Source organism: Sporofaciens sp. JLR.KK001 (genome assembly GCF_036941055.1).
In the GTDB taxonomy this organism is placed as follows: domain Bacteria; phylum Bacillota; class Clostridia; order Lachnospirales; family Lachnospiraceae; genus Sporofaciens.
Genome location: NZ_JAYMNO010000002.1, coordinates 758,171 through 785,066, shown reverse-complemented (window position 1 = coordinate 785,066; position 26,896 = coordinate 758,171). Strand labels below are relative to the sequence as shown.

Annotated in this window: 18 protein-coding genes, 3 tRNA genes and 3 rRNA genes; 23 read left to right on the top strand and 1 reads right to left on the bottom strand. The window is 49.3% G+C overall.

Annotated elements, in window-relative coordinates:
• Window positions 1–39 precede the first annotated feature (39 nt).
• From tilS to VSQ62_RS28920, 4 genes are read left to right on the top strand one after another with little or no spacing between them, the layout of a single operon-like run.
• Window positions 40–1,482, top strand: coding sequence for a tRNA lysidine(34) synthetase TilS (tilS, locus tag VSQ62_RS28935; protein WP_334638340.1), 1,443 nt, complete (start codon window positions 40–42; stop codon window positions 1,480–1,482).
• Complete coding sequence (gene hpt, locus VSQ62_RS28930) at window positions 1,427–1,954, top strand: hypoxanthine phosphoribosyltransferase (protein WP_334638339.1); 528 nt, start codon at window positions 1,427–1,429, stop codon at window positions 1,952–1,954. Before tilS ends, hpt begins: the two co-directional genes overlap by 56 nt.
• A gap of 17 nt (window positions 1,955–1,971) precedes the next feature.
• The gene (gene ftsH / locus VSQ62_RS28925; protein ID WP_334638338.1) at window positions 1,972–3,804 is read left to right on the top strand and encodes an ATP-dependent zinc metalloprotease FtsH; all 1,833 of its coding nucleotides are present in this window, start codon (window positions 1,972–1,974) and stop codon (window positions 3,802–3,804) included.
• Between the two features lie 23 nt (window positions 3,805–3,827).
• Window positions 3,828–5,903, top strand: a complete 2,076-nt coding sequence (locus VSQ62_RS28920) for a glycoside hydrolase family 13 protein (RefSeq protein WP_334638337.1) — start codon at window positions 3,828–3,830, stop codon at window positions 5,901–5,903.
• A gap of 79 nt (window positions 5,904–5,982) precedes the next feature.
• On the opposite strand, the gene map is transcribed toward VSQ62_RS28920, so the two are convergent.
• On the bottom strand, window positions 5,983–6,792 hold the full coding sequence (gene map, locus VSQ62_RS28915) for a type I methionyl aminopeptidase (protein WP_334638336.1): 810 nt from the start codon (window positions 6,790–6,792) through the stop codon (window positions 5,983–5,985).
• A gap of 173 nt (window positions 6,793–6,965) precedes the next feature.
• Here map and VSQ62_RS28910 point away from each other — a divergent pair, with 173 nt between their 5' ends.
• From VSQ62_RS28910 to VSQ62_RS28820, 19 genes are all read left to right on the top strand, one after another.
• Window positions 6,966–8,042, top strand: coding sequence for a 6-phosphofructokinase (locus VSQ62_RS28910; RefSeq protein WP_334638335.1), 1,077 nt, complete (start codon window positions 6,966–6,968; stop codon window positions 8,040–8,042).
• Between the two features lie 16 nt (window positions 8,043–8,058).
• The gene (gene dnaX, locus VSQ62_RS28905) at window positions 8,059–9,624 is read left to right on the top strand and encodes a DNA polymerase III subunit gamma/tau (RefSeq protein WP_334638334.1); all 1,566 of its coding nucleotides are present in this window, start codon (window positions 8,059–8,061) and stop codon (window positions 9,622–9,624) included.
• A 13-nt stretch (window positions 9,625–9,637) separates the two neighbouring features.
• Window positions 9,638–9,991: a YbaB/EbfC family nucleoid-associated protein gene (locus VSQ62_RS28900; RefSeq protein WP_334638333.1), complete on the top strand. Its 354-nt coding sequence runs from the start codon at window positions 9,638–9,640 to the stop codon at window positions 9,989–9,991.
• A 15-nt stretch (window positions 9,992–10,006) separates the two neighbouring features.
• Window positions 10,007–10,603, top strand: a complete 597-nt coding sequence (gene recR / locus VSQ62_RS28895) for a recombination mediator RecR (RefSeq protein ID WP_334638332.1) — start codon at window positions 10,007–10,009, stop codon at window positions 10,601–10,603.
• A 20-nt stretch (window positions 10,604–10,623) separates the two neighbouring features.
• Window positions 10,624–11,736 (top strand): LacI family DNA-binding transcriptional regulator, encoded by a 1,113-nt coding sequence (locus tag VSQ62_RS28890; protein ID WP_334638331.1) that lies wholly within the window; start codon window positions 10,624–10,626, stop codon window positions 11,734–11,736.
• 233 nt (window positions 11,737–11,969) lie between these two features.
• On the top strand, window positions 11,970–12,623 hold the full coding sequence (gene fsa, locus VSQ62_RS28885) for a fructose-6-phosphate aldolase (RefSeq protein ID WP_334638330.1): 654 nt from the start codon (window positions 11,970–11,972) through the stop codon (window positions 12,621–12,623).
• A gap of 9 nt (window positions 12,624–12,632) precedes the next feature.
• On the top strand, window positions 12,633–13,469 hold the full coding sequence (locus tag VSQ62_RS28880) for a transketolase (RefSeq protein WP_334638329.1): 837 nt from the start codon (window positions 12,633–12,635) through the stop codon (window positions 13,467–13,469).
• Window positions 13,457–14,398, top strand: a complete 942-nt coding sequence (locus VSQ62_RS28875; RefSeq protein ID WP_334638328.1) for a transketolase family protein — start codon at window positions 13,457–13,459, stop codon at window positions 14,396–14,398. Before VSQ62_RS28880 ends, VSQ62_RS28875 begins: the two co-directional genes overlap by 13 nt.
• A gap of 189 nt (window positions 14,399–14,587) precedes the next feature.
• On the top strand, window positions 14,588–15,049 hold the full coding sequence (locus VSQ62_RS28870) for an HD domain-containing protein (RefSeq protein WP_334638535.1): 462 nt from the start codon (window positions 14,588–14,590) through the stop codon (window positions 15,047–15,049).
• A gap of 105 nt (window positions 15,050–15,154) precedes the next feature.
• Window positions 15,155–16,222, top strand: coding sequence for a LysM peptidoglycan-binding domain-containing protein (locus VSQ62_RS28865; protein WP_334638327.1), 1,068 nt, complete (start codon window positions 15,155–15,157; stop codon window positions 16,220–16,222).
• Window positions 16,223–16,277: 55 nt separating this feature from the next.
• A complete protein-coding gene (locus VSQ62_RS28860) occupies window positions 16,278–17,525 on the top strand; it encodes a DUF5711 family protein (RefSeq protein WP_334638326.1) in 1,248 nt (415 codons plus the stop codon).
• 9 nt (window positions 17,526–17,534) lie between these two features.
• Window positions 17,535–18,449, top strand: coding sequence for a CvpA family protein (locus tag VSQ62_RS28855; protein ID WP_334638325.1), 915 nt, complete (start codon window positions 17,535–17,537; stop codon window positions 18,447–18,449).
• 566 nt (window positions 18,450–19,015) lie between these two features.
• Window positions 19,016–20,546 (top strand): 16S ribosomal RNA (locus VSQ62_RS28850).
• Between the two features lie 96 nt (window positions 20,547–20,642).
• Window positions 20,643–20,760: ribosomal RNA gene (gene rrf, locus VSQ62_RS28845) — 5S ribosomal RNA — on the top strand.
• A gap of 111 nt (window positions 20,761–20,871) precedes the next feature.
• Window positions 20,872–20,945: transfer RNA gene (locus VSQ62_RS28840), tRNA-Ile, on the top strand.
• A gap of 111 nt (window positions 20,946–21,056) precedes the next feature.
• Window positions 21,057–21,129 (top strand) — tRNA-Ala (locus VSQ62_RS28835).
• A gap of 216 nt (window positions 21,130–21,345) precedes the next feature.
• A 23S ribosomal RNA gene (locus VSQ62_RS28830) occupies window positions 21,346–24,233 on the top strand.
• The 16S, 23S and 5S rRNA genes sit together here with 3 tRNA genes alongside, the layout of an rRNA operon.
• A gap of 133 nt (window positions 24,234–24,366) precedes the next feature.
• Window positions 24,367–24,438, top strand: a tRNA-Asn gene (locus VSQ62_RS28825).
• Between the two features lie 289 nt (window positions 24,439–24,727).
• Window positions 24,728–26,518, top strand: coding sequence for an RNA/DNA-binding domain-containing protein (locus tag VSQ62_RS28820; protein ID WP_286082542.1), 1,791 nt, complete (start codon window positions 24,728–24,730; stop codon window positions 26,516–26,518).
• Window positions 26,519–26,896 lie beyond the last annotated feature (378 nt).

Genomic DNA, 26,896 nt, shown 5'->3' with positions numbered 1-26,896 from the left:
GGCAGATTTATTATAATAGTTACCCAAAGGATGTGTGAAATGATGTATCAGCGGGTAAGAGAGTATATCCGGCGGTATCACATGCTGGATAAGGAAGACAGAGTGATTGTAGGCGTATCGGGAGGTGCAGATTCCATATGCCTTCTTTTCATGCTTATGAAGCTTAAGGAAGAGCTTAACCTGGATGTTCTGGCGGTGCATGTGCATCACGGCCTCAGGGGGGAGGATGCGGACGCGGATGCGGAGTATGTGCGGAGAATATGTGACGAGTGGGGAGTCGGGCTTCGGACTTTCCGTGAGGATGTGCGTAAGCTTGCCGGCCAGAGCGGGCTGAGTCTGGAGGAAGCGGGCAGAGACATCCGCCGTGAGATATTCCTCAAGGTGCGGGGGGAACTGGGCAGCGGTAAGATCGCCCTAGCCCATCATCAGAATGATAATGCGGAGACATTGATCTGGAATCTGTGCAGGGGATGCGGGATCAGGGGTCTTGGCGGGATCGCGCCGGTGACCGGACCGTGGATCCGGCCTCTTTTGTACCTGAAAAGAGAAGAGATTGAATCATATCTTAAAAATCGGGGAATATCTTATTGTACGGATGAAACAAATCTGGAGGATGACTATACAAGGAATCGGATCCGATGGCATGTGATCCCGTATCTTGAAGAACAGGTGAATAGGCAGACGGTGTCCCACATGTCGGAGACGATGGAACAGATGCGTGTGCTTGGAGAGTATATCCGGCAGGAGGTGGCAAGATACGGGGCGGGCTGTATCCGTTATGAAGAAGACCGGGCGGTGCTTGATAAGGAGCGTTTTCTGCAGACGCCGGAAGCGCTCCGCCCGTCTGTGATCCATGAGATGCTCTGCCATGCGGCGGGAAGACGCAAGGACCTGGAGACCGAACATACGAGGATGCTTATGGAGCTGCTTGACAGGCAGGTGGGAAGGCAGATCCATCTGCCCTACGGCATGTGTGCGAGACGGTGTTATGAAGGGATCGAGCTGTCTGCGGCGGGGGAGCGTCCGCAAAGCGTTGGCGCCGACGGTGATGCTGTCTGTGGTGCGGAAGATGGGACGAAGGAATATCCGGCGGTATGCAGAGTGTTCGGGAGAACCGGAAATCGGGTAATATTTCCAGAAAACCCCTACACGAAATGGTTTGATTATGATATAATAAAAAATACTGTTAAAATAAGGCACAGAGAGCCGGGAGATTATATCACGATCACAAAAGACGGCAGGACTCAGAAGCTTAAGCAGTATTTTATTAATGAAAAGATACCTGCAAGACAGAGAGATAAGATATGGCTGGCAGCGGACGGGAAGCATATTATGTGGATCGTCGGGTATCGGCAGAATCAGAAGTATCAGATCACAGAGAAGACCAGGAGAATCCTGGAGATAGAATTTTACGGAGGACAAAGTGATGGCGGAAAGTATAAGGGTATTGATTCCGGAGAAGGATGTTGCTGCAAGAATTGAAGAGATGGGAAGACAGATCAGCGAAGATTATGAGGGCAAGCAGGTTCATCTGATCTGCGTCCTTAAGGGGGGCGTCTTCTTCATGTGTGAACTGGCGAAGAAGATCAATGTACCGGTATCTCTGGATTTCATGAGTGTGAGCAGTTACGGGGACGGGACAGCCTCTAACGGGGTAGTCAGGATCGTGAAGGATCTGGACGAATCCCTAGAAGGCAAGGATGTGCTTGTTGTAGAGGATATCATTGATTCTGGAAGGACGTTGTCATACCTGTTGGAGATCCTCGAGAAGAGGAAGCCGAAGAGCATGAGATTGTGTACGCTTCTTGACAAGCCTGACAGAAGGGTCAGGGATGTGAAGGTGGATTATGTAGGATTTGAGATTCCGGATGAGTTTGTTGTGGGATACGGTCTTGACTATGCACAGAAGTACAGGAATCTGCCGTACATTGGAATTGTAGACGGCATAGAATAGAAAGGGGCTTTGGGACATTGAATGATAGGAAGGTAAGGGGGCTGAGCGGAGCCACAGTTCTGACGTTTGTCGTGTTCTTATTCGTTATGTTGTGGCTTACGAATCAGTTTGACCAGAAGGATGAAGAACTGACCTGGAAGGAATTTGAAGAGCTGGTGGTGAGCAGGGATACAGAGAAGGTTGTGATCACACAGAACAAGAACGTGCCGACAGGAAGGGTCGAGCTAGAGCTTAAGGGAGATGAGGTCAGATATCTGTATGTATCGGATGTCAATGAGATTCAGGAATATCTGAAGAATAAGGATGTGGACTACGAGATGCCGGATGTCCGGGAGGACAGTTGGTTTATGACGGTGATCATGCCTGTGCTTCTGACAATTCTGGGAGTCATGCTGATATTTACAGTTATGAACCGCCAGGGAGGCGGCGCGAACGCCAAGGCTATGAATTTCGGGAAGAGCCGTGCAAGGCTCAGTACAGGCGGGGACAAGAAGATTACCTTTTCACAGGTTGCAGGCCTTAAGGAAGAGAAGGAGGAGTTAGAAGAGATTGTGGATTTCCTGAAATCCCCGAAGAAATACATCCAGGTAGGGGCAAGAATCCCCAAGGGAGTCCTGCTGGTAGGACCTCCGGGAACGGGTAAGACGCTGCTTGCCAAGGCTGTTGCGGGTGAAGCCGGCGTGCCGTTCTTCACCATATCGGGTTCGGATTTTGTGGAGATGTTCGTCGGTGTGGGCGCGTCCCGTGTCCGGGATCTGTTTGAGGAGGCGAAGAAGAATTCGCCGTGTATCATCTTTATCGACGAGATTGACGCGGTGGCGAGACGCCGAGGAACCGGTATGGGCGGCGGCCATGACGAGAGAGAGCAGACCTTGAATCAGCTTCTGGTGGAGATGGATGGTTTCGGTGTCAATGAAGGCGTGATCGTGATGGCCGCGACGAACCGTGTGGACATCCTTGATCCTGCGATCCTGCGCCCCGGCCGTTTCGACCGCCGGGTGATGGTCGGAAGGCCGGATATCCAGGGAAGAGAAGAGATCCTGAAGGTCCATGCGGACGGGAAGCCGCTCAGCGAGGAGATCGACCTTCACCAGATCGCACAGACGACGGCAGGGTTTACCGGGGCAGATCTTGAGAACCTGCTGAATGAGGCGGCGATCCTGGCTGCGAAGGAAGGACGCCTCTATCTTAAGCAGGAGGATATCAAGAAGGCGTTCGTGAAGGTCGGGATCGGTGCGGAGAAGAAGAGCCGTGTGATCTCCGACAAGGAGAAGCGGATCACGGCGTTCCATGAGGCGGGCCATGCGATCCTGTTCCATGTGCTTCCGGATGTGGGACCGGTCTACAGCGTGTCGATCATTCCGACCGGAGGGGCGGGAGGCTACACTATGCCGCTTCCGGAGAATGACGAGATGTTCAATACGAAGGGGAAGATGCTCCAGGATATTACCGTCGCCCTTGGCGGCCGCGTGGCGGAGGAAGAGGTGCTGGACGATATTACGACCGGAGCGTCCCAGGATATCAAGCAGGCGACCAGCCTGGCCAAGTCTATGGTTACCAAGTTCGGAATGTCTGAGGCGGTTGGCCTGATCAATTATGATAATGACAGTGACGAGATATTCATCGGCCGTGACCTTGCCCATGCTTCAAGAGGTTACGGAGAGACCGTCGCAACTACGATCGACCAGGAAGTGAAGAGGATCATTGACGAGTGCTACAGCAGAGCGAGAGCTGTGATCAAGAAATACGATCATGTACTTCATGCGTGTGCTGATTTATTGTTGGAGAAGGAGAAGATTTCCAGAGAAGAATTTGAAGCATTATTTTCAGGTGAGGTATCAGAAGCATAATAGAATAAAGGGGGAGCAACAGCGTGAATGAACAGGCATTATTTTGTGATGGAACTGCTAGTTATGTTATTCCACAGGAGCCCCAGGAGAATGAGACTGTAAGGCTGCGTTTCCGGACGGCTAAGAACGACGCCAGACGGGTACGTCTGATGACAGCGGTTGGTGGATATGACATGAGGAAAGAAGGCGGCAGAGATGACGGCAAGGATGGCGGCAATGACAGTGAGTTTGATTATTATACCATTAACTGGAGATTGAATGACAGGCCGTTCCGGTATTGCTTCGAGATCCAGAATGATGATGAGACTCTCTATTATGGGAGATGCGGTGCATCGAAGGAGATCGTGGAGTTCTATAACTTCGTGATCGTGCCGGGGTTCGCCACGCCGGACTGGGCGAAGGGAGCGGTGATGTACCAGATCTATACGGATCGGTTCTATAACGGTGATCCGTCCAATGATGTTGAGACGAATGAGTATTATTATATCGGCGGGTACAGTGAGAAGGTAACGAACTGGTATAAGTACCCGGCAACGATGGGTGTCCGTGAATTCTACGGCGGGGATCTTAAGGGTGTGATGGATAAGTTGGACTACCTTCAGGAGCTGGGGGTAGAGGTACTGTATTTTAACCCGCTGTTCGTATCGCCGTCGAACCATAAGTATGACATTCAGGATTATGATTATATTGATCCTCACTATGGAGTGATCGTGGAGGACGGGGGAGAGGTGTTGCCGGACGGAGTGACCGATAACCACCAGGCGACCAAGTACCAGAAGAGGGTGACAGAGCTTAAGAACTTAGAGGCGAGCAACCGGCTGTTTATCGAGCTGGTGGAGGAGCTTCACAGGCGCGGGATGAAGATCATCCTGGACGGTGTGTTCAATCACTGCGGTTCCTTTAACAAATGGATGGACCGGGAGAGGATCTATGAGAATCAGAAGGATTATCAGCCGGGGGCATATATTTCCCCGGACAGTCCGTACCGGAGTTATTTTCATTTCCTGAAGGATGATGAAGAGGAATGGCCCTATAATCCGAATTATGACGGATGGTGGGGGCATGATACGCTGCCCAAGCTTAACTACGAGGATTCGGTCAAGCTTGAGAATTATATCCTGTATATCGGGAGGAAATGGGTCTCTCCGCCGTTCAATGTGGATGGCTGGAGGCTCGACGTGGCTGCGGATCTGGGGCAGACCAACGATTATAACCATAGCTTCTGGAAGAAGTTCCGCGAGGCGGTCAAGGATGCGAACCCGAATGCACTGATACTGGCGGAGCATTACGGAGACCCAAGTGAATGGCTCCAGGGGGACGAGTGGGATACGGTGATGAACTATGATGCTTTTATGGAGCCGGTTACCTGGTTCCTGACAGGCATGGAGAAGCACAGTGACGAGCACATGGAAGACCTGAGGGGCAATACGAGTAATTTCGTAGGTTCGATCATGCACCATATGGCGAATATGCTGACGCCGTCGCTCCAGGTAGCAATGAATGAGTTGTCGAACCACGACCATTCCCGGTTCCTGACCCGGACCAATTATATGGTTGGAAGGGTGGAACATCTTGGTCCGGAGGCGGCGAACGAATATGTGAATTATGCGATCATGCGGGAAGCAGTTGTAATGCAGATGACGTGGATCGGCGCGCCGACCGTGTATTATGGCGATGAGGCGGGAGTCTGCGGTTTCACGGATCCGGACAACAGGCGTACGTATCCGTGGGGATATGAGAATAAGGAACTGGTTGCATTTCACCGGGAGATGATCCGTATACACAAGGAGCATCCGGCGCTTCGTACCGGTTCGATCAACATACTGAATGGAGAAGAACATAGCATACTGGCTTACGCAAGATTCCAGGGAGAAGACCGGATCGTGGTCATCATCAACAACCGCAGCGAGCTTGCCGAGGTCACAGTCCCGGTATGGATAGCAGAGATTCCGATGAAATGCCGGATGAGGAAGCTGATCTACTCCTACGAGGACGGCTATTCCACTGATTACGAAGAATATCTGGTCGACTGCGGAGAGGTGGTCGTCAATATGGGCGCCTACTCGGCGTTAGTGCTTGGCGGCCTGGAAGGAGATTAGGATAAAAGATAAAAATGTCATGCGCTTGAAGAATATAAACGGTCTATATCCTTCAAACGCATGACATTTTAACATTTGTCTATTTAGACAGGACTTCAATTCCGCTCTCGGTTACCAGTACCATATATTCGATCTGTGCTGACAGTCCGTCGTCAATAGTATAAACAGTCCAGTCGTCAGCTTCATCGACGAAGAAATCCGGGCTGCCTTCATTCACCATCGGCTCGATGGTGAACATCATGCCGGGGACCAGAACCATCTCGCTGCCCTTGGGCGTTACGTAACTGACAAAAGGCTCCTCGTGGAATTCCAGCCCGATTCCGTGTCCGCCGATATCCTCAACGACGGAGTAACCGTGCTTCCTTGCATGAGAATTGATGGCGTGGGCGATGTCGCCCAGATGTCCCCAGGGTTTTGCCGCTTTTAACCCCAGGTCTACGCATTCCTGGGTCACACGGACAAGCCTTGCGGCTTCCGGCGAGATGTCCCCGATGGTAAACATGCGGGATGCATCGGAATAATAGCCGTCCAGGATGGTGGACACGTCTACATTCAGGATATCGCCTTCCATCAGGAATTCATGCTCGCTTGGAATGCCGTGGCAGACGACGTTGTTCAGTGAAGTGCAGACGCTCTTGGGGAATCCCTCGTAATTAAGCGGGGCGGGAATGCCGCCGTGTTCCGTCGTGAAATCATAGACCAGGCGGTCGATCTCAACGGTACTCATGCCTTCATGGATATGGGCGGCAACATGATCCAGCACGGCAGTATTGAGGGCGGCGCTTTTCTTGATGGCAGCGATCTGCCGGGGAGTCTTTAACAGGGAGCGGGAAGGGACGATATGTCCTCTTGCGGCCAGAGTCCAGAGTCTTATGTCTAATTTGTCCACAGTGATAACCTCTTTTCCGAGTCCCATAGGGACTGTCTATCTTATTGTATGAGAAATGTCTGAAAATGTTAATGTGCTTCTGGTTTCCATTATAACACCGTTGTCAAGAGGAAAAAAATAGGGTATACTTTTAAAGGACAAACGAAAGGAATCAGGTGAGAAAGGAGTACCATATGTTAAGAATAGGAATGCTTACAAGCGGAGGAGACTGTCAGGCATTGAATGCAGCCATGCGGGGAGTGGTAAAAGGGATCTGCTCGAAGAGAGATGATGTGGAGATCTACGGCTTCCAGGAGGGCTATAAGGGACTGATCTATTCTAATTTCAAGATGCTGACTTCCAGAGATTTTTCGGGAATTCTGACCGTAGGAGGAACGATCCTCGGAACCTCAAGACAGCCGTTCAAGCTGATGCGTGTGCCGGATGAGAACGGACTCGATAAGGTTGAGGCGATGAAACATACGTATCACAAGCTGAATCTGGACTGCCTGGTGGTTCTTGGCGGCAACGGCACACATAAGACGGCGAATATGTTAAGGGAAGAGGGGCTTCATGTCATTACGCTTCCTAAGACGATCGACAATGACCTGTGGGGAACGGATATGACCTTCGGTTTCCAGAGTGCGGTGGATATTGCAACGGACACGATCGACAAGATCCATACAACGGCAACCTCCCACAGCCGTGTATTCATCATAGAAGTAATGGGACATAAGGTCGGATGGGTGACCCTGCACGCAGGGATTGCCGGAGGCGCCGATATTATCATGCTTCCGGAGATCCCGTATGATATTGACGTGGTGGTTGACGCTATCAATAAGAGAAAGGCTGCGGGTAAGAAGTTCACCATCATTGCAGTTGCGGAAGGCGCCATCTCTAAGGCGGACGCCAAGCTCTCCAAGAAGGAGATGAAGGAGAAGAAGGCGAAGCAGAAATACCCGTCCGTAGCATATGAAGTGGCTGAGAAGATCCAGAAGAGGACGGATCAGGAAGTGCGGATCACGGTTCCTGGGCATACGCAGAGGGGCGGATCGCCGTGTCCGTATGACAGGGTGCTTGCCACGAGACTTGGCGCGGCAGCGGCGGAAGCGATTCTTGACGGTGATTTCGGGTATATGCTGGGCGTGAAGAAGAATGATATCGTGCGTGTTCCGCTGTCAGAAGTGGCGGGCAAGCTTAAGTATGTAGATCCGAAGTCCCCTATCATCAAGGAAGCAGAGATGACGGGGATCAGCTTCGGTATCAAATAGACAGGGGAGTGCAGGGATGTCATATACGGCATTATACCGGAAGTTCCGTCCGGATGAATTCGAAGATGTGAAGGGGCAAGACGCCATAGTAAGGACATTGAAGAATCAGATCAAGGCGGGGCGTATCGGACATGCGTACTTGTTCTGCGGGACGCGCGGAACGGGGAAGACTAGCGTGGCGAAGATATTTGCAAAGGCGGTGAATTGCGAGAATCCGTCGGACGGGAGCCCGTGCGGGGAATGTGCCATGTGCAGGGCGGTCGCGTCGGGGGCGTCTATGAATGTGATTGAGATCGACGCGGCGTCCAACAACGGCGTGGACAATATCCGTGAGATCCGTGAGGAAGTGGCGTACAGGCCTACGGAAGGACGGTATAAGGTCTATATCATAGATGAGGTTCATATGCTGTCGATAGGGGCGTTCAATGCGCTCCTTAAGACTCTTGAGGAGCCGCCGGAGTACGTGATATTCATCTTGGCGACGACAGAAGCTCATAAGATACCGGTTACAATCTTAAGCCGGTGCCAGCGGTATGATTTCAAACGGATTTCGATCGAGACGATCGCTGCAAGGCTTACGGAGCTGATCAAGAAGGAGCAGTGGGATGTGGAGGAGAAGGCAGTCCGGTATATCGCGAAGATGGCGGACGGCTCCATGCGTGATTCTCTAAGTCTTCTGGATCAGTGTGCGGCATTCTATATCGGGGAGAGGCTGACCTATGACCATGTGCTTGAGGTTCTGGGAGCTGTGGACACCGAAGTATTCAGCAGGCTTCTCAGGGAACTGATTGCCATGGATGTGCATCGGGTGATCGGGACGGTGGAGGAGCTGGTGATGCAGGGCAGAGAATTGTCCCAGATGGCTTCGGATTTCACCTGGTACTTAAGGAATCTCCTTCTGGTGAAAGGGTCTGGCAATATGGAGGATATACTGGACGTGTCGACGGAGAATCTTGCGCAGCTTAAGGAAGAGGCGCAGATGATCGAGAACGATACGCTGATCCGCTATATCCGGACATTCTCAGAGCTTACGAATCAGTTGAAATATGCGACGCAGAAGAGAGTTCTCCTTGAGGTGACGCTGATCAAGCTGTGCAGGCCGTCGATGGATTCCGGGAAGGACGCGCTTCTGGACCGGATCAGAGCCATCGAGAAGCAGTTAGAAGAAGGCCTGCCGGAGCGTCCGGCCCGGCACGCTTCCGGTGTGGGCGAGCGGGTGAGCCGTCAGGAAGAGATTAAGCCCCAAAAGCTTCCCAAGGCCTTAAGCGAAGATATCAGGGAAGTGGTGAAGGACTTCCGGGCGATCGCCAGCGAGGCTTCGCCTATGCTCAAGATCTATCTCAAGAAGGCAAGGCTCAGTGCGGGCGAGGATAATCGTCTGCTGATCGTGGTCCCGGACGAGATGAGCGCGGGAGTGGTAGGATCCGAGGAGCATAAGAAAGAGATCGAGGAGTTGATCGAACAGAAGGTTGCGAAGAGTGTAGAGATTGAGGTCCGTCAGATGGAAGAAGGACGGCGGTTCGAAGATCATTTTGTAGATATTGAGAATCTCATTAACATGGAGATAACTGTAGAAGATTAGGAGGATATAGATCATGGCAAAAAGAGGCGGATTCCCCGGCGGAGGCATGCCGGGCAACATGGCGAACCTGATGAAGCAGGCGCAGAAGATGCAGAGACAGATGGAAGAGCAGGCGAAGGAGATGGAGACGAAGGAATTCACCGCGACAGCAGGCGGCGGTGCGGTGGAGGCGACGGTATCCGGTACAAGGCAGTTATTGAAGCTGAGCCTGAATGAAGAAGTAGTGGATCCTGAGGATGTGGAGATGTTAGAGGACTTGATCGTGGCGGCAGTCAATGAAGCGCTTGGCAAGGTAGACGAGGCTTCTGCATCGGCGATGTCTAAGTTCACCGGCGGCATGGGCGGACAGATACCGGGATTATTCTGATGAGGTGCAGGGGGAATGGATTACTACAGTAACCAGATCAGCAGGTTAATTGAAGAGTTGTCATGCCTTCCGGGCATAGGTTCAAAGTCAGCGGCAAGGCTGGCTTTTCATTTGATACATATGCCGGCGGAAGATGTGGACAGGCTTGCTTCTACGATGGTAGAGGCAAGGAGGAATGTCAGGTACTGCAAGGAGTGCTGTACGCTTACAGACCAGGAATTGTGCCCGATCTGCAGTAACGGCAGACGGGACCATAAGACGATTATGGTGGTGGAGAATACGAGAGATCTGGCCGCATATGAGAAAACGGGCAAGTATGACGGAGTGTATCATGTACTCCACGGCGCAATCTCTCCTATGCTCGGGATCGGGCCGGAGGACATCAAGCTGAAGGAACTGATCGAACGTCTGCAGGGGGATGTGGAAGAGGTTATCATCGCGACGAATTCAAGCCTTGAGGGGGAGACGACGGCGATGTACATCAGTAAGCTGATCAAGCCGGCGGGGATCAAGGTCAGCAGGATCGCAAGCGGCGTCCCGGTAGGCGGAGATCTGGAATATATCGACGAGGTGACGCTTCTGAGGGCGTTAGAAGGGCGGACGCAGCTCTGAGAGATAATTGGAGAGAAAAGATGGGAAAAAAGGTTACATCTACGGATATCGCGAAAGCGGCGGGAGTATCGCAGTCTACGGTTTCCATGGTTCTTAATAAAAAGCATAATGTTTCTTTTTCCAGAGAAACCATAGACAGGGTGGAGGCAGCCGCGAAGGAGCTGGGGTATTCGGCTCCCAAGAGAAAGACGAGAAAGGGTGCGAGGAAAGAGAAGCTTCTGGTCGTCTTCTGCTCGAATCTGACGAATCCTTATTATGTCATGCTGCTCCAGGGAATCGAACTGCGCGCGAAGGAACAGGGATTTGGATTGTTCGTGTGCAATACACAGCGTGACCTCAAGATGGAAGAGCGTTATCTTAAGATGATGTGGCAGCTTCGGCCTTTAGGTATTATCTATACCTGTAATCCCAGTCATTGCTTTATGGGGTTGGTGAAGGAGCTGGCAGAGAAGATTCCGGTAGCCGTCGTCAATAACCAGAATGAGAAATTAGACGTTGACGCGGTGGAGCTTGATAATTCCAAGCTTGGGAGTATCATGGCGGAGCATCTCTTAGAGCTTGGGCATCGGAGAGTGGCGTATATCGCGCCGCCGCTTACTGCCAGGCAGAAGCAGCGCTCGAAGCGGGTAGAGGGATTCCTGAAGGTGTATGAGAAGGCAGGCCTTAAGGGCAATGTGATCATCAAGGCGGCCAGAGAAGAGATCGATCTGGATGTCGCCCACATCGATTCCGAGTATAAGATCGGGTACGACCTGGCCTGGGAGCTTCTCAGAGAGGAACGGGATATCACCGCCATCGTAGGGCTGAATGATATGATTGCGTTTGGAATACTGGATGCACTGCATGAGGCGAAGCTTCGCGTCCCGGCGGATATGTCGGTGATGGGGTGCGACAATACCTTGTTTACCCGGATGCATAAGCTGGATCTTACAACCATCGAGCATTTCGTGATCTTCAAGGGGCGGGATGCCTGTGATATCATCATGAAGAAGATCGCGTCCCGCAGCAACTCCTATTCGGAGATAGAGCCGGTCAGCACCTATCACGTGGAGTATGAGCCTAAGCTGATCGTGAGAGGAACGACCGGGTATGCCAGAGCGCCGGGGAAACGTGTGAAAAGAAATAAAAATTAATATATTTTCAAATATTATTACTAATAACTAAGAGTGTCCCTGGATTTTATGTGGTATTTTCACCAGGAGCGCTCTTAATTATTTGAATGAACGCGGCGGAGGAATTAATATTCGCATATTATTAATTGGAAAAATTATTAATAAAAATAGCGCCTATTGACCGGAGTTAATCGTATAAGTTATAATCAATTCATACAGTAATAACACAGTGTGATTCAAAAGGAGGAAGAAAAATGAAATTTTTCATTGACACAGCGAAGGTAGAGGATATCAGGAAAGCGAATGACATGGGGGTCATCTGCGGAGTTACGACGAATCCATCCCTGATCGCTAAGGAAGGCAGAGTATTCGAGGAAGTGATCGCCGAGATTGCATCTATCGTAGACGGACCGATCAGCGGTGAGGTGAAGGCGACTACCGTAGATGCGGAAGGAATGATCGCAGAGGGTAGAGAGATCGCCAAGATCCATCCGAACATGGTAGTTAAGATTCCTATGACAGTAGAGGGGCTTAAGGCTTGTAAGCAGTTGACGGCAGAAGGGATCAAGACCAACGTGACGCTGATCTTTACTGCGAATCAGGCGCTCCTGGCAGCAAGGGCAGGCGCGACATATGTATCTCCGTTCCTTGGACGCCTTGACGACATTTCCGTAAGGGGTACAGATCTGATCGCTGAGATCGCTCAGATCTTCGAGACTGCAGGTCTTAAGACTGAGATTATCGCGGCAAGCGTGCGGCATCCAATGCATGTAACAGACTGCGCACTGGCAGGCGCACATATTGCGACAGTTCCTTACGGTGTGATCGAGCAGATGACGAAGCACCCGCTGACAGATGCAGGTATTGCGAAGTTCCAGGCAGATTACAAGGCTGTATTTGGAGAGTAGGAGGAAGGCATGAACAAATTGGAATTGATGAAGACAGCGAACGAGATCCGCAAAGGTATCGTGACGGCGGTACACAGCGCCAAATCCGGTCATCCGGGCGGTTCCCTGTCCGCGGCAGATATCTATACGTATCTGTTTTTTGAGGAAATGAACGTTGACCCGGCAGACCCTAAGAAGGCGGACCGTGACCGTTTCGTATTGTCCAAGGGACATACGGCGCCGGGATATTATTCCACACTGGCACACAGAGGCTTCTTCCCGGTAGAGGATCTTACCACTCTGCGTAAGGTAGGCTCTTATCTGCAGGGCCATCCGGATATGAAGCACATCCCGGGCGTGGATATGTCAAGCGGTTCTCTGGGACAGGGCATCTCTGCTGCGGTTGGTATGGCGGTCTCTGCCAAATTATCCGGCGACAGCTACAGAGTATACACCCTGCTTGGCGACGGCGAGATCCAGGAAGGACAGGTATGGGAGGCTTCTATGCTTGCGGCGCACAGGAAGCTTGACAACCTTGTGGTGATCGTAGATAACAACAACCTTCAGATCGACGGACCGATCACAGAGGTCAATTCACCGTACCCGATCGACGAGAAGTTCAAGGCTTTTAATTTCCATGTGATTAATATTAATGGAAATGATTTCGATGAGATCGCGGCAGCGTTCAAAGAGGCGAGAGAGACGAAGGGACAGCCAACAGCGATCATTGCCAAGACCATCAAGGGCAAGGACGTTTCCTTCATGGAGAATCAGGCATCCTGGCACGGCAACGCTCCGAATGACGAGCAGTATGCTACGGCAATGGCAGATTTAGAGAAAGTAGGTGAAGCATTATGTCAGATGTAAAGAAGATCGCAACAAGAGAGAGCTACGGCAATGCTTTGGCCGAATTGGGAAAAGAGCATGCGGACGTCGTTGTATTGGACGCCGACCTGGCGGCGGCAACCAAGACGGGAGTATTCAAGAAGGCATTCCCGGAACGCCATATCGACTGCGGTATCGCAGAGAGCAATATGATGGGAGTTGCGGCGGGGATCGCCACTACGGGCAAGGTTCCGTTCGCGAGTTCCTTCGCTATGTTCGCGGCGGGACGTGCATTTGAACAGGTGCGTAATTCTATCGGATATCCGCATCTGAATGTGAAGATCGGCGCGACCCATGCGGGGATCTCTGTAGGAGAAGACGGCGCGACCCATCAGTGTAATGAGGATATCGCGCTGATGAGGACGATCCCGGGGATGGTTGTAATCAATCCGTCGGATGATGTGGAAGCGAAGGCAGCGGTGAAGGCGGCTTACGAGCATGTGGGACCGGTGTATCTGAGGTTCGGCAGACTGGCGGTTCCGGTCATTAACGAGAACGAGGACTATAAGTTCGAGCTTGGGAAGGCGATCACGCTGAGAGAAGGGACGGATGTTACCATCATCGCGTCCGGCCTCCCGGTATCCGAATCTCTGGCGGCAGCCGAGAAGCTGGCGGCGGAGGGGATCAGTGCAGAAGTTATCAATATGCATACGATCAAACCGCTGGATGAAGAGGCTGTGATCCGTGCGGCCGGGAAGACCGGCAAGATCGTGACGGTGGAGGAGCACTCCGTGATCGGCGGCCTTGGAAGCGCCGTGTGCGATGTGGTTGCACAGAAGGCGCCTGCGAAGGTTCTGAAGATCGGAATCAATGATGTATTCGGCGAATCCGGACCGGCGGTTCAGTTGATCAAGAAGTATGGGCTGGATTCAGAGAGTATCTACGAGAAGGTAAGGGAATTTGTGAAATAAAGAGTAAGCGAAGAGGGGATGTGCCGGCAGCGGCGCATCCTTTTTGCGTATGAAGGATTTACAAGGAGATGTTCTCATGGTAAAATATTTCCGACTGTACGGTATGATCTGCAGGGTAAGGAGGTCGGAGAGATGCGTAATTTAAAAAGTTTGACAGACCGGCTGCCGGGGATTGCGGCGATACGGCGGATGAGGAAGCTCCGGCGCAGGTGGAGAAGAGAATTCTTCGAAGAGATCAGGGATATTGCCAGACATCCTGTGGTGAAGCACATGAAGAAATATACTCATCACGGGAAGACGACCTGTTACAGACATTGTCTGAATGTTGCCTATTATAATTACTGGCTTTGCCGTCTGCTGCATCTGGATGCACGTTCGGCGGCGCGGGCGGGGATGCTCCACGATCTGTTCCTGTATGACTGGCATACGCATGCCGCGAGGACGGGAGATCATTTCCACGGGCTGACCCATCCCGGCGCTGCTTACCGCAACGCAAGGAAGAATTTCTGGCTGAATAAGACGGAAAAGGATATTATCATTAATCATATGTGGCCGGTTACATTTTACCGGATGCCCAAGACGAAGGAAGGGTGGATTACGACGTTTACAGACAAGTATTGCGGAGCCTTTGAGACAACCCGTCGAAAGTGACTGTAACGTGCCGGAAATTTCACGGGACAAACCCCATCGATTGATAAAATACGCGAATTCCATATGCTATCATTAACAAAAATATGCAAAATGAGGTGAGAGTATATGGAAAGACAATTTCCGAAGAATGTAAGACAGATAGGAAACGTAAGCGATGAGCCTAAAATATACGTAGAAGATTATGTGGATATCTATCTGAACCAGCTTGGAACGCAGGCAGCAGAAGTTCCGGTCGGCATCATACTCATTGGCGAGATCCTGAGCCTGGAAGGACAGGATGTGGTCTGTGTGTCAGGGGCAATGAGGATGAAGGAAGTCCGGATGGAGGGTACGGAGATTGTCATAGAGGAGGATGTGCTTAAGGCGCTCAAGGAGGAGCGCAAGCAGTTCTTCCCGTCCGGCGAAGAGATCGGGTGGTGTCTGATCGAGAACGGTCAGCCGGCAGGACAGATGAAAGAGATCTCGCGGATACATAATAAGTCTTTCGCCAAAGATAATACGGTATTTATCTGGAAGGATGCGCTGGATAAAGAGGAAGTCTTCTATTCCTTCAAATACGGAGAGTTGATGCAGATGGGCGGCCATTATATCTATTATGAGAAGAATCCGTCCATGCAGAATTATATGATCGCCACACGCAAAAAGAATGGCGTGACACCCTGTGAAATGGTTGAAGATCGAGCTGCAAAGGATTTTCGTAGTGCAGTAAGGGTGAAGCTGGATGAGAAGGAAAGACAGAATTCCAGGTTCGTATATCTTACGAGTACACTGCTGATAGTGGTAGTTCTGGCAATCGGTATTTCAACCGTTAATAATTTTGACAGGATGGAGGCGGTTCAGGACTCTCTGGAGTCCTTGTCCCAGTCGGTCAATAAGACGGAAGAGCAGACGGAGACGGTCAGTGAGGATAATGCTGCCGTGGAGGCGGGCAATATGGCGGAGCCGGTGGATGTAGGAAGCGAGCAGGAGCCGGCAGGGACGGTGCCGGAGACATCTACCATACAGGAGCAGCTAGGAGACGAGGATTACTATGTAGTCCAGAAGGGGGATACTTTGGACAGTATCAGTGTGAAACTGTACGGAGATACATCCCATGTGAAAGCAATCTGCAAGATGAATGGGCTGTCGGACGGCAATCTCATTTATATCGGACAAAAATTGTTACTACCATAGCGGTAAAATATGATATAATCAAGAAAACAAATGAATAGCAATGAAGGGGAGATGGATGAAACGGCGAAAAGATAGAAACCTTCATGTTGTCAGAGAACAAGAGGATCCAACAGATAGGATTGTAAGGGAGATACTGGAAGAACTGAACAGTGAGGACGGCCAGTACCAGGATGAAGAAGGACGGGGCAGGAAGAAGCGGACGAGATGGAAGCTTAAGTTCGGGCTTGTGCTGCTGGCTGCCGCTGCAGTCGGAGTCTATCTTCTGGTGAATCTCCAGACCTACAGCCAGGTGCGGATAACGGAAGTATATGAGAATGAAGGCGCGGCGAATAATAATTACAGAGAATTTGAGGGAGGCATCTTAAAGTACAGCAGAGATGGAATCTCCTATCTTAATCAGAACGGAAAAGAACAGTGGAATCACTCTTATCAGATCAAGAGTCCGTTTATCGAACTGGAACAGGAGACGGGAGTGATCGCAGATAAGGGCGGCAACGATATCTTCGTGATCCAGAAGGACGGGATCAAGGGGGAGATACATACTGCTATGCCTATTGAGAAAATATCTGTGTCAAAACAGGGAATCGTGAGTGCGGTACTGAAGAATGACTCCTCTGCGGAAGTGATCTGCTATGATATAAAGGGGAATGTTCTGGTGGAACATAAGACTTCTCCGGCAGGAACGGGTTACCCGTTGGATGTATCTTTGTCGCAGGACGGAGAAGTGATGCAGGTGCTCTATTTCCACACGCAGGACGGCAAGATCACTTCACGGGTTATGTATTATAATTTCGGTGAAGCGGGAGAGAAAGAGACGGATAACCAGGTGAGCGGCCAGGAATATGAGAATACGGTTATGGCTACTGGATTCTTTATGAATCAGGATACGTCGGCCGCGGTCGGGGATGATTGTCTTGTGATCTATAAAGGCAGGGAGATACCCCAGGAGAGTGTCAGAGTCAATATCGATAAGAAGATTAAGAATGTGTTTCACAGTGACAGATATATAGGCCTGATCCTTAAGAATGAGGGGAAGGAAGGATATGAACTGCGGCTGTACAGTGTTGACGGCAAGCTGGTCATATCGAAGGATTTTACAGGAGATTACAATAATGTGAAGATCTGTAAGAGGCAGGTGATCATGTACGACGGGAAGGAATGCTGTATCTTCATGAGGAATGGGATACAGAAATTCGTCGGCGAGATGGAGCATAATATCCTGGAGATCTTCCCGATAATGGGTGTTAACAAATACATTGTGATGAGTACAGACGGGATGGAGAAGATCCGGCTTGTAAAATAAGGAGAACATATGAATTGGTTGTTAATAGCAGTTATGATAATCTTTCTAATATGTATAATAGTGGGAGCTGTCAGAGGCGCCATCAAGATTACGGTTTCCCTGGTGACGACACTGCTTACTTTCGTGATCGTATCATTTGCAACGCCGTTTGTGGCGAAAGCAATTGCAGAGTTTACGCCGCTTGATGATGCGATAGAGACGCAGATCAGCAATACGATCACCGACGCCGCGGCGGCCCAGATCATGGGCGTGAATGAAGAAGGATTGTCGGAAGAGGGAGTAAGGAAGGCTTTGAAGGCGGCGGGCGTCGATGAGAATACTCTCGCGGATTATGGGATTACGATAGAGGATATCGTGGAGGGAAGGGTCAGTAAGAGTGAGCTTGCCAAATATGGTATCTCCGGAAATGTGTTGGACGGCGTGAATTCCGGGCAGCGTTCGGCGCAGGAGGTGTTGGGTGAGACAGAGATTCCGCGGGATGTACAGACCGAGGTGATCCAAAACGCAGATATTCCGGAGGTGTATAAGAAGCTGCTGACGGAGAACAACAACAGTGAGATCTACAAGCAGTTGGGGGTGGAGACCTTCGCTCAGTATGTGGGGAGTTATCTTGCCAAGCTGCTTATTAATATTGTATCTTTCCTGTGTACATTTCTGCTGGTAACGATCATATTCAGGGCTGTCGTGTTTGCGCTGGATATCGTGGCGGATCTTCCGGGAGTCGGCGCGGTGAATCATCTTGTGGGCGGGCTCATGGGAGCCGTGGGAGCGCTGGTGATCGTCTGGCTGCTCTATCTGCTCGTCACGTTATTCTTCACGACTCCGGTTGGCAAGATGTTCTTCGAGATGATACAGGAGAGTGAATTCCTGAAGGTATTGTATGATTATAATCCGGTGATGAAGCTGGCTACGATATTTAAGTAAGACAATAATTTGGATAAAAAGAGGCTGGACTGCAGTATGCATTTCTTCAATATATATGATGAATCTTTGGGGTTCATATCTATATATTGTATGGATAAAAGATTGCATGACAGCTTCTTTATTTTTTGGAAAAACATGTAAAAAAGTTGTTGACAGGATTCGCCAAATATGGTAATCTAATTTAGCTGTCAGATGAAAGCAATTTGAAAAATGACAGCGAAAAAGAAATTTTAAAAAATTTAAAAAAGTTGTTGACAAACTGAGAAAGATATGGTAATCTATCATAGCTGTCGCAAGCAAGACAACAGCAGAGAACCTTGATAATTAAACAATAGACAACATCCCTGAAAATTTCTTATAAGAGAAAAATTCAGAAATTCAGAACGAGACATCGAAAGATGTCAACCTTAAAACAGTAAAGTAAACGGGAAAAGAAAAGCGAGCATTTTTCTTGACCCGGATTGGACTTAAAGGATGCTTCGGCAATACTAAGCTTGTGAAAAACCTCGCTAAGTATTGCGAAGCGCCTAAACGCTAAGGTTTGTATAAAACCAAACCTAAGCTTTTTAGACGAGAGTTTGATCCTGGCTCAGGATGAACGCTGGCGGCGTGCCTAACACATGCAAGTCGAGCGAAGCACTTTAATTCGATTCTTCGGATGAAGATTTTTGTGACTGAGCGGCGGACGGGTGAGTAACGCGTGGGCAACCTGCCTTACACAGGGGGATAACAGTTAGAAATGACTGCTAATACCGCATAAGACCGCAGTACCGCATGGTACAGCGGTAAAAACTCCGGTGGTGTAAGATGGGCCCGCGTCTGATTAGGTAGTTGGCGGGGTAACGGCCCACCAAGCCGACGATCAGTAGCCGACCTGAGAGGGTGACCGGCCACATTGGGACTGAGACACGGCCCAGACTCCTACGGGAGGCAGCAGTGGGGAATATTGCACAATGGGGGAAACCCTGATGCAGCGACGCCGCGTGAGCGATGAAGTATTTCGGTATGTAAAGCTCTATCAGCAGGGAAGAAAATGACGGTACCTGACTAAGAAGCCCCGGCTAACTACGTGCCAGCAGCCGCGGTAATACGTAGGGGGCAAGCGTTATCCGGATTTACTGGGTGTAAAGGGAGCGTAGACGGCTGTGCAAGCCAGATGTGAAAGCCCGGGGCTCAACCCCGGGACTGCATTTGGAACTGTGTGGCTGGAGTGTCGGAGAGGCAGGCGGAATTCCTAGTGTAGCGGTGAAATGCGTAGATATTAGGAGGAACACCAGTGGCGAAGGCGGCCTGCTGGACGATGACTGACGTTGAGGCTCGAAAGCGTGGGGAGCAAACAGGATTAGATACCCTGGTAGTCCACGCCGTAAACGATGACTACTAGGTGTCGGGTGGCAAAGCCATTCGGTGCCGCAGCCAACGCAATAAGTAGTCCACCTGGGGAGTACGTTCGCAAGAATGAAACTCAAAGGAATTGACGGGGACCCGCACAAGCGGTGGAGCATGTGGTTTAATTCGAAGCAACGCGAAGAACCTTACCTGATCTTGACATCCCGGTGACCGGGACTTAACCGTCCCTTCTCTTCGGAGCACTGGAGACAGGTGGTGCATGGTTGTCGTCAGCTCGTGTCGTGAGATGTTGGGTTAAGTCCCGCAACGAGCGCAACCCTTATCTTTAGTAGCCAGCATTTGAGGTGGGCACTCTAGAGAGACTGCCAGGGACAACCTGGAGGAAGGTGGGGATGACGTCAAATCATCATGCCCCTTATGACCAGGGCTACACACGTGCTACAATGGCGTAAACAAAGGGAAGCAAGCATGTGAATGTGAGCAAATCCCAAAAATAACGTCTCAGTTCGGATTGTAGTCTGCAACTCGACTACATGAAGCTGGAATCGCTAGTAATCGCGAATCAGAATGTCGCGGTGAATACGTTCCCGGGTCTTGTACACACCGCCCGTCACACCATGGGAGTCAGTAACGCCCGAAGCCGGTGACCCAACCAATCGGAGGGAGCCGTCGAAGGTGGGACCGATAACTGGGGTGAAGTCGTAACAAGGTAGCCGTATCGGAAGGTGCGGCTGGATCACCTCCTTTCTAAAGGAAAAGAAGTAAGGGAATGTTGTCTATTGTTTAGTTATCAAGGATGGAGAGAGTAAGTTGATGGTTCTGTCAAAAGGATCGTTGGCAATGTCTGGTGGCGATGCGCTTAGGGGAAACACCCGTACCCATCCCGAACACGATGGTTAAGCCCTAAGCGGCCGATGGTACTGCATTGGAGACGGTGTGGGAGAGCAGGTGGCTGCCAGACTATAAAAATCTTAGTGAAGACATTCGAAGGATGGCTGAGGTTAGATTTTTAAGTCGTTCACCGAACGAAGGTGAGGTGAACATACCCGTATTGAACCGGGATCAGAAGGAAGGGCTTATAGCTCAGCCGGTTAGAGCGCACGCCTGATAAGCGTGAGGTCGGTGGTTCGAGTCCACTTAAGCCCAGTAAGTAAGCCTTACGGTAAAAGAGGTAAGGCCCACTTAAGCCCAGTAAGTAAACCTTCACCCATAGAGGTAAGGTCACTTAAGCCCAGTAAATTTATTAAAAACCCTAACGGGGGATTAGCTCAGTTGGGAGAGCGCCTGCCTTGCAAGCAGGAGGTCACGAGTTCGAATCTCGTATTCTCCATTGGATGTTTTCTGACATAATGCCGGAAAACATCAGCATGTACCTTGAAAACCGCATACAAGAAATAAATGAAATGATGAAGATATTAATATCTAATTCAAGACATCCGAGGTAATACTTCGAAGAAAACGAAGAAAAATAATTGACCTATAGCCAACGCCGGCAACGCTATGCCGGTGAGGATGAGCGGGACGATTCCGTTTCCGCGAGTCAGTTGGTCATGCAGAAAAGAGCATATGGTGGATGCCTTGGCACTAAGAGCCGATGAAAGACGTGATAAGCTGCGAAAAGCTTCGGGGAGGAGCACATATCCAACGATCCGGAGATATCTGAATGGGGAAACCCGGCGGAGAAGACCTCCGTCATCCTTACGCCAATCCATAACGTAAGGAAGGGAACCCGGTGAACTGAAACATCTAAGTAGCCGGAGGAAGAGAAAGAAACATCGATTTCCAAAGTAGCGGCGAGCGAAATGGAAAGAGCCCAAACCAGGGTGCATGCATCCTGGGGTTCGGACCGCATAATTGATTCATGAGTTTTAGCAGAACGGTTTTGGGAAAGCCGGCCAGAGAGGGTGAAAGCCCCGTAAGCGAAAAGACGAATGACAAGGCGGGATCCAGAGTACCACGAGACACGTGGAACCTTGTGGGAATGAGCGGGGACCACCCCGTAAGGCTAAATACTCCTTAGTGACCGATAGCGCATAGTACTGTGAAGGAACGGTGAAAAGGACCCCGGGAGGGGAGTGAAAGAGAACCTGAAACCATATGTTTACAAGCTGTGGAACACCTATATATGGTGAACCGCGTACTTTTTGTAGAACGGTCCGGCGAGTTGCGCTGGCCGGCGAGGTTAACTTCTATAAGGAAGGGAGCCGAAGGGAAACCAAGTCTTAAAAGGGCGAGTAAGTCGGTCGGAGCAGACCCGAAACCGGGTGATCTATCCATGTCCAGGATGAAGCTGCCGTAAAAGGCAATGGAGGTCCGAACCCACATCCGTTGAAAAGGGTGGGGATGAGGTGTGGATAGGGGAGAAATTCCAATCGAACCCGGAGATAGCTGGTTCTCCTCGAAATAGCTTTAGGGCTAGCCTCATACAAGTCTAGCGGAGGTAGAGCACTGAATTTCCTAGGGGGCGTCAAAGCTTACCGAAGAATATCAAACTCCGAATGCCGCCGAGATGGTGTATGGGAGTCAGACTGCACGAGATAAGTTGGGCAGTCGAAAGGGAAAGAGCCCAGACCTACAGCTAAGGCCCCAAAATGTGTGTTAAGTGGAAAAGGATGTGGGATTTCAAAGACAACTAGGATGTTGGCTTAGAAGCAGCCATACATTCAAAGAGTGCGTAATAGCTCACTAGTCGAGAGGTCCTGCGCCGAAAATGTCCGGGGCTGAAACACACTGCCGAAGCTTAGGGATCAGAAATGATCGGTAGAGGAGCATTGCATACTGGAGGAAGCAGTACCGATAAGGAGCTGTGGACGGTATGGAAGAGAGAATGCCGGAATGAGTAGCGAGAGGAAGGTGGGAATCCTTCCGGCCGAATATCCAAGGTTTCCAGGGTAAAGCTGATCTGCCCTGGGGAAGTCGGGACCTAAGGCGAGGCCGAGAGGCGTAGTCGATGGACAACAGGTTGAGATTCCTGTACCACAATAAGACAGAACTGTGGGGACACGTGTGGAGAGCATAAGCCGGGAATGAAGAGACCGGTGCAAGCGAGGTAGGAGTTGTAGAGGCAAATCCGTACAATGATCCGAATACGTGATGCGGACCGAAGAAGAGTAGGGAAGTATGTGAGCCATGCGTCGAGAAAAGCCGCTATCGTTCTTATTGTGCCCGTACCGTAAACCGACACAGGTGGATGAGGAGAGAATCCTAAGGCCGACGGGAGAAGCATTGTCAAGGAACTCGGCAAAAAGACTCCGTAACTTCGGGAGAAGGAGTGCCAGGTAAGACTGGCCGCAGAGAATAGGCCCAAGCAACTGTTTAGCAAAAACACAGGTCTGTGCGAAACCGAAAGGTGAAGTATACGGGCTGACGCCTGCCCGGTGCTGGAAGGTTAAGAGGAGAGGTTAGCGAAAGCGAAGCTTAGAATTGAAGCCCCAGTAAACGGCGGCCGTAACTATAACGGTCCTAAGGTAGCGAAATTCCTTGTCGGGTAAGTTCCGACCCGCACGAAAGGCGTAATGATTTGGGCACTGTCTCGACAATGCACCCGGTGAAATTGAAGTACCAGTGAAGATGCTGGTTACCCGCGCCAGGACGGAAAGACCCCATGGAGCTTTACTCCAGCTTGATACTGGGATTCGGTATTGCATGTACAGGATAGGTGGGAGGCAGAGAAGTGGTGACGCCAGTTGCCATGGAGCCGCTGTTGGGATACCACCCTTGCAGTATTGGATTTCTAACCAGAGGCCGTAAGCCGGCCTGGGGACAATGTCAGGTGGGGAGTTTGACTGGGGCGGTCGCCTCCGAAAGGGTATCGGAGGCGCTCAAAGGTTCCCTCAGAATGGACGGAAACCATTCGGAGAGCGCAAAGGCAGAAGGGAGCTTGACTGCGACACCGACGGGTGGGGCAGGTACGAAAGTAGGACTTAGTGATCCGGTGGTATAAAGTGGGATTGCCATCGCTCAACGGATAAAAGCTACCCTGGGGATAACAGGCTTATCACTCCCAAGAGTTCACATCGACGGAGTGGTTTGGCACCTCGATGTCGGCTCATCGCATCCTGGGGCTGAAGTAGGTCCCAAGGGTTGGGCTGTTCGCCCATTAAAGCGGTACGCGAGCTGGGTTCAGAACGTCGTGAGACAGTTCGGTCCCTATCCGGCGTGGGCGTAGGATATTTGAGAGGAGCTGTCCTTAGTACGAGAGGACCGGGATGGACTGGCCGCTGGTGTATCTGTTGACTTATCAAGGTCATGGCAGAGTAGCCAAGCCGGGAGGGGATAAACGCTGAAGGCATCTAAGCGTGAAGCCCCCCTCAAGATGAGATATCCCAACGCAAGTTGTAAGACCCCTTGAAGACGACAAGGTAGATAGGGCGGAGGTGGAAGTGCAGTAATGTATGGAGCTGACCGCAACTAATCGGTCGAGGGCATGACCAAAGCGGAGATAGGTAGAAGAAGGATGAACAGGATTTCTTGTATGCAGTTTTGAAGGTACATGATAAAAAACACTTGCTATATACGATACGGAAGAGTATAATATAGTTAGTGTTTCTTTCGATTAATAGAATAATCCTCGATAGCTCAATGGTAGAGCACACGGCTGTTAACCGTGGGGTTGTTGGTTCGAGCCCAACTCGGGGAGTTAATAGAATAGTTTAGCAAAACCTGTAGACGCGGTTGTTTACAGGTTTTTGTGTATTTTTTTTGAAAAACAAGGTAAGAAATATGCAGCAAAAGATAAAGTATCTGTAAAGGTTATATATCAGTTTTCTGTGGTAGAGTATATTGAAAACAGGGATTATTAGAAAAAATTTTGAACTGTAAAAAGTAACTTATAAATGAAGCGGGAGCGCGCTGTATTTGAGTATTCGGAATTATAAGTGTTTGAGATAAATGAGTATGTTTTAATGAAGGATGGGCAGTAAGGAAGAATGGACAGAGAAATGGGTATATACGAAAACAGAGATTTGGATATATCTGAAGGAGAGAATCAATATACTGAGTGGAAATGGTCTTGGAATGATGATTTTTTAAAGTGGTTATGTGGTTATGCAAATATGGATGGAGGAATCCTTTATGTGGGAGTCAATGATGACGGATATGTTGTTGGACTTAAAGATTCCCGAATTCTTCTTGAATCCTTGCCTAATAAGATCAATGACAAATTAGGGATTGTTGCAAGTATAAAAATACATCATGCAGACAGGCAGGGAGTTAATATCAGGTATGGGAATAATGTTCCAATCAATATATCTGAAAAACTTGTAAATAAATATGCAAGTGGCAAAATTAATTCAGAGATAATTGATAATTGCGGTGAAACAGAAATTAAAAGATGCAAACAGGCTATTTTAAGATTAGAAAAAGAAACCCCAATCTATTTTAATCAAGAAGGAAGGCTTGATTATATTAGTATAGCGATTGAACGCTATCCTTTTGCAATAAGCTGTGATGGGAAATATTATAAAAGGTCAGGCTCTACGCTTAGAGAACTGCAGGGATTTGAACTGCAGAGTTTTTTGTTAGAGCGTGCAGGAAAAACATGGGATTCAGTTCCCATACCAGGAGTTTCTGTGGAAGATCTTGATAAGAATGCGTTAAATGCTTTTCGTTCTAAAGCTGTTAAGAATAGCAGGATGAGTAAATCTGAAGTAGATGTGTCAGATGAAGTTCTGCTTAAAAACCTTAAACTATATGATGGAAACTACTTGACCCGCGCTGCAATTCTTTTGTTTCATCCGGATCCTGAACAGTATGTTACAGGGGCATATATTAAAATAGCTTTTTTTGCACCGGCGGGGACATATGGAAAGAATAGAGATGCAGATATTATATATAAGGACGATATTCATGGACCATTGATTACGCAGGCTGACAGAGCGATGGATGTATTATATACGAAGTATTTCAAAGCTTTGATTTCTTATGATAAGTTACAGAGAATGGAGACATATATGCTTCCTGGTGAAATCATCAGAGAGCTGTTGTTGAACCCTGTTAACCATAAGCAATACGAGAAAGGCACGCCAATACAGATTTCCGTATATGAAGACCATATTAAGATTTTTAATGTCGGGAAATGGCCTGAGAGTATTCCGATAGGCGCTTCCTTATATCAGCAGCATGAATCCGTGCCATATAATCCTAAAATCGCAGATGTGTTTTACCGGGCTGGGGAGATAGAATCTTGGGGAAGAGGCTTTTGGAAGGTACGAGTTGAATGTGAGAAAATAAATGCTAAATTACCTATTTTAGAAAAAACAGATATTGGGATAACTATCAATTCATTCGCATGCGAAAAGTATCTAAAAATTCTTAGCGAAAATAAGGCTGTAAAAGAAAATCAAATGATAGAAGAAACATTCTACATTTTAACTTCAGATGGATATCGGCTAACTGATGATCGTGGAAATCCATTGTTGGGCAATGCTTTCAGAGAGATGACAGAAGAAGAAAAAGAAACCATGGAAGACAGAAAGAAAATATATGAGTATATGTTAGACGTATGCAGCCAAAAGTTAAGCGAGAGAGAGAAGAAACAAATATACCCAATTATTGAATATTTTAAAACTCATGATGAAATTGACCGTGCAACAGCAGAAACAATTTGCGGAAAGGGTACGACTACTACGGTAGGGTATTTGAATAGATTGATTGAGGTTGGAGTTTTGCAAAAGCAGAAAGAATCAGTTGCAACCAATTATAGGATTACTGGATTATAAAACTGAAAGCAATCTTGAAAGCAAGCGAAAAATTGAAAGCAATTCTGAAAGCAAATAAGAAATTGAAAGCAACTTGAATAATTTATGAAAGAGATTTTCCGGTATGTAAGTGTATCAATGGTAGAGCACACGGCTGTTAACCGTGGGGTTGTTGGTTCGAGCCCAACTCGGGGAGTTTGAAAAAGCCCGCAAACATCAGTGTTTGCGGGGTTTTCTTTGTATAAATGTCATGCCTTGAAGAATTTTATGAACGGTTCCGTATTTCCGCAATATAATATCTGATTATTGATGCAGCGGCAAATTGTTATAGGGATTATTATGCCCGAACAGGAATTGATCTGGCGCGAGGGGAGATGATTATGTTCTGCATTTTAGCTG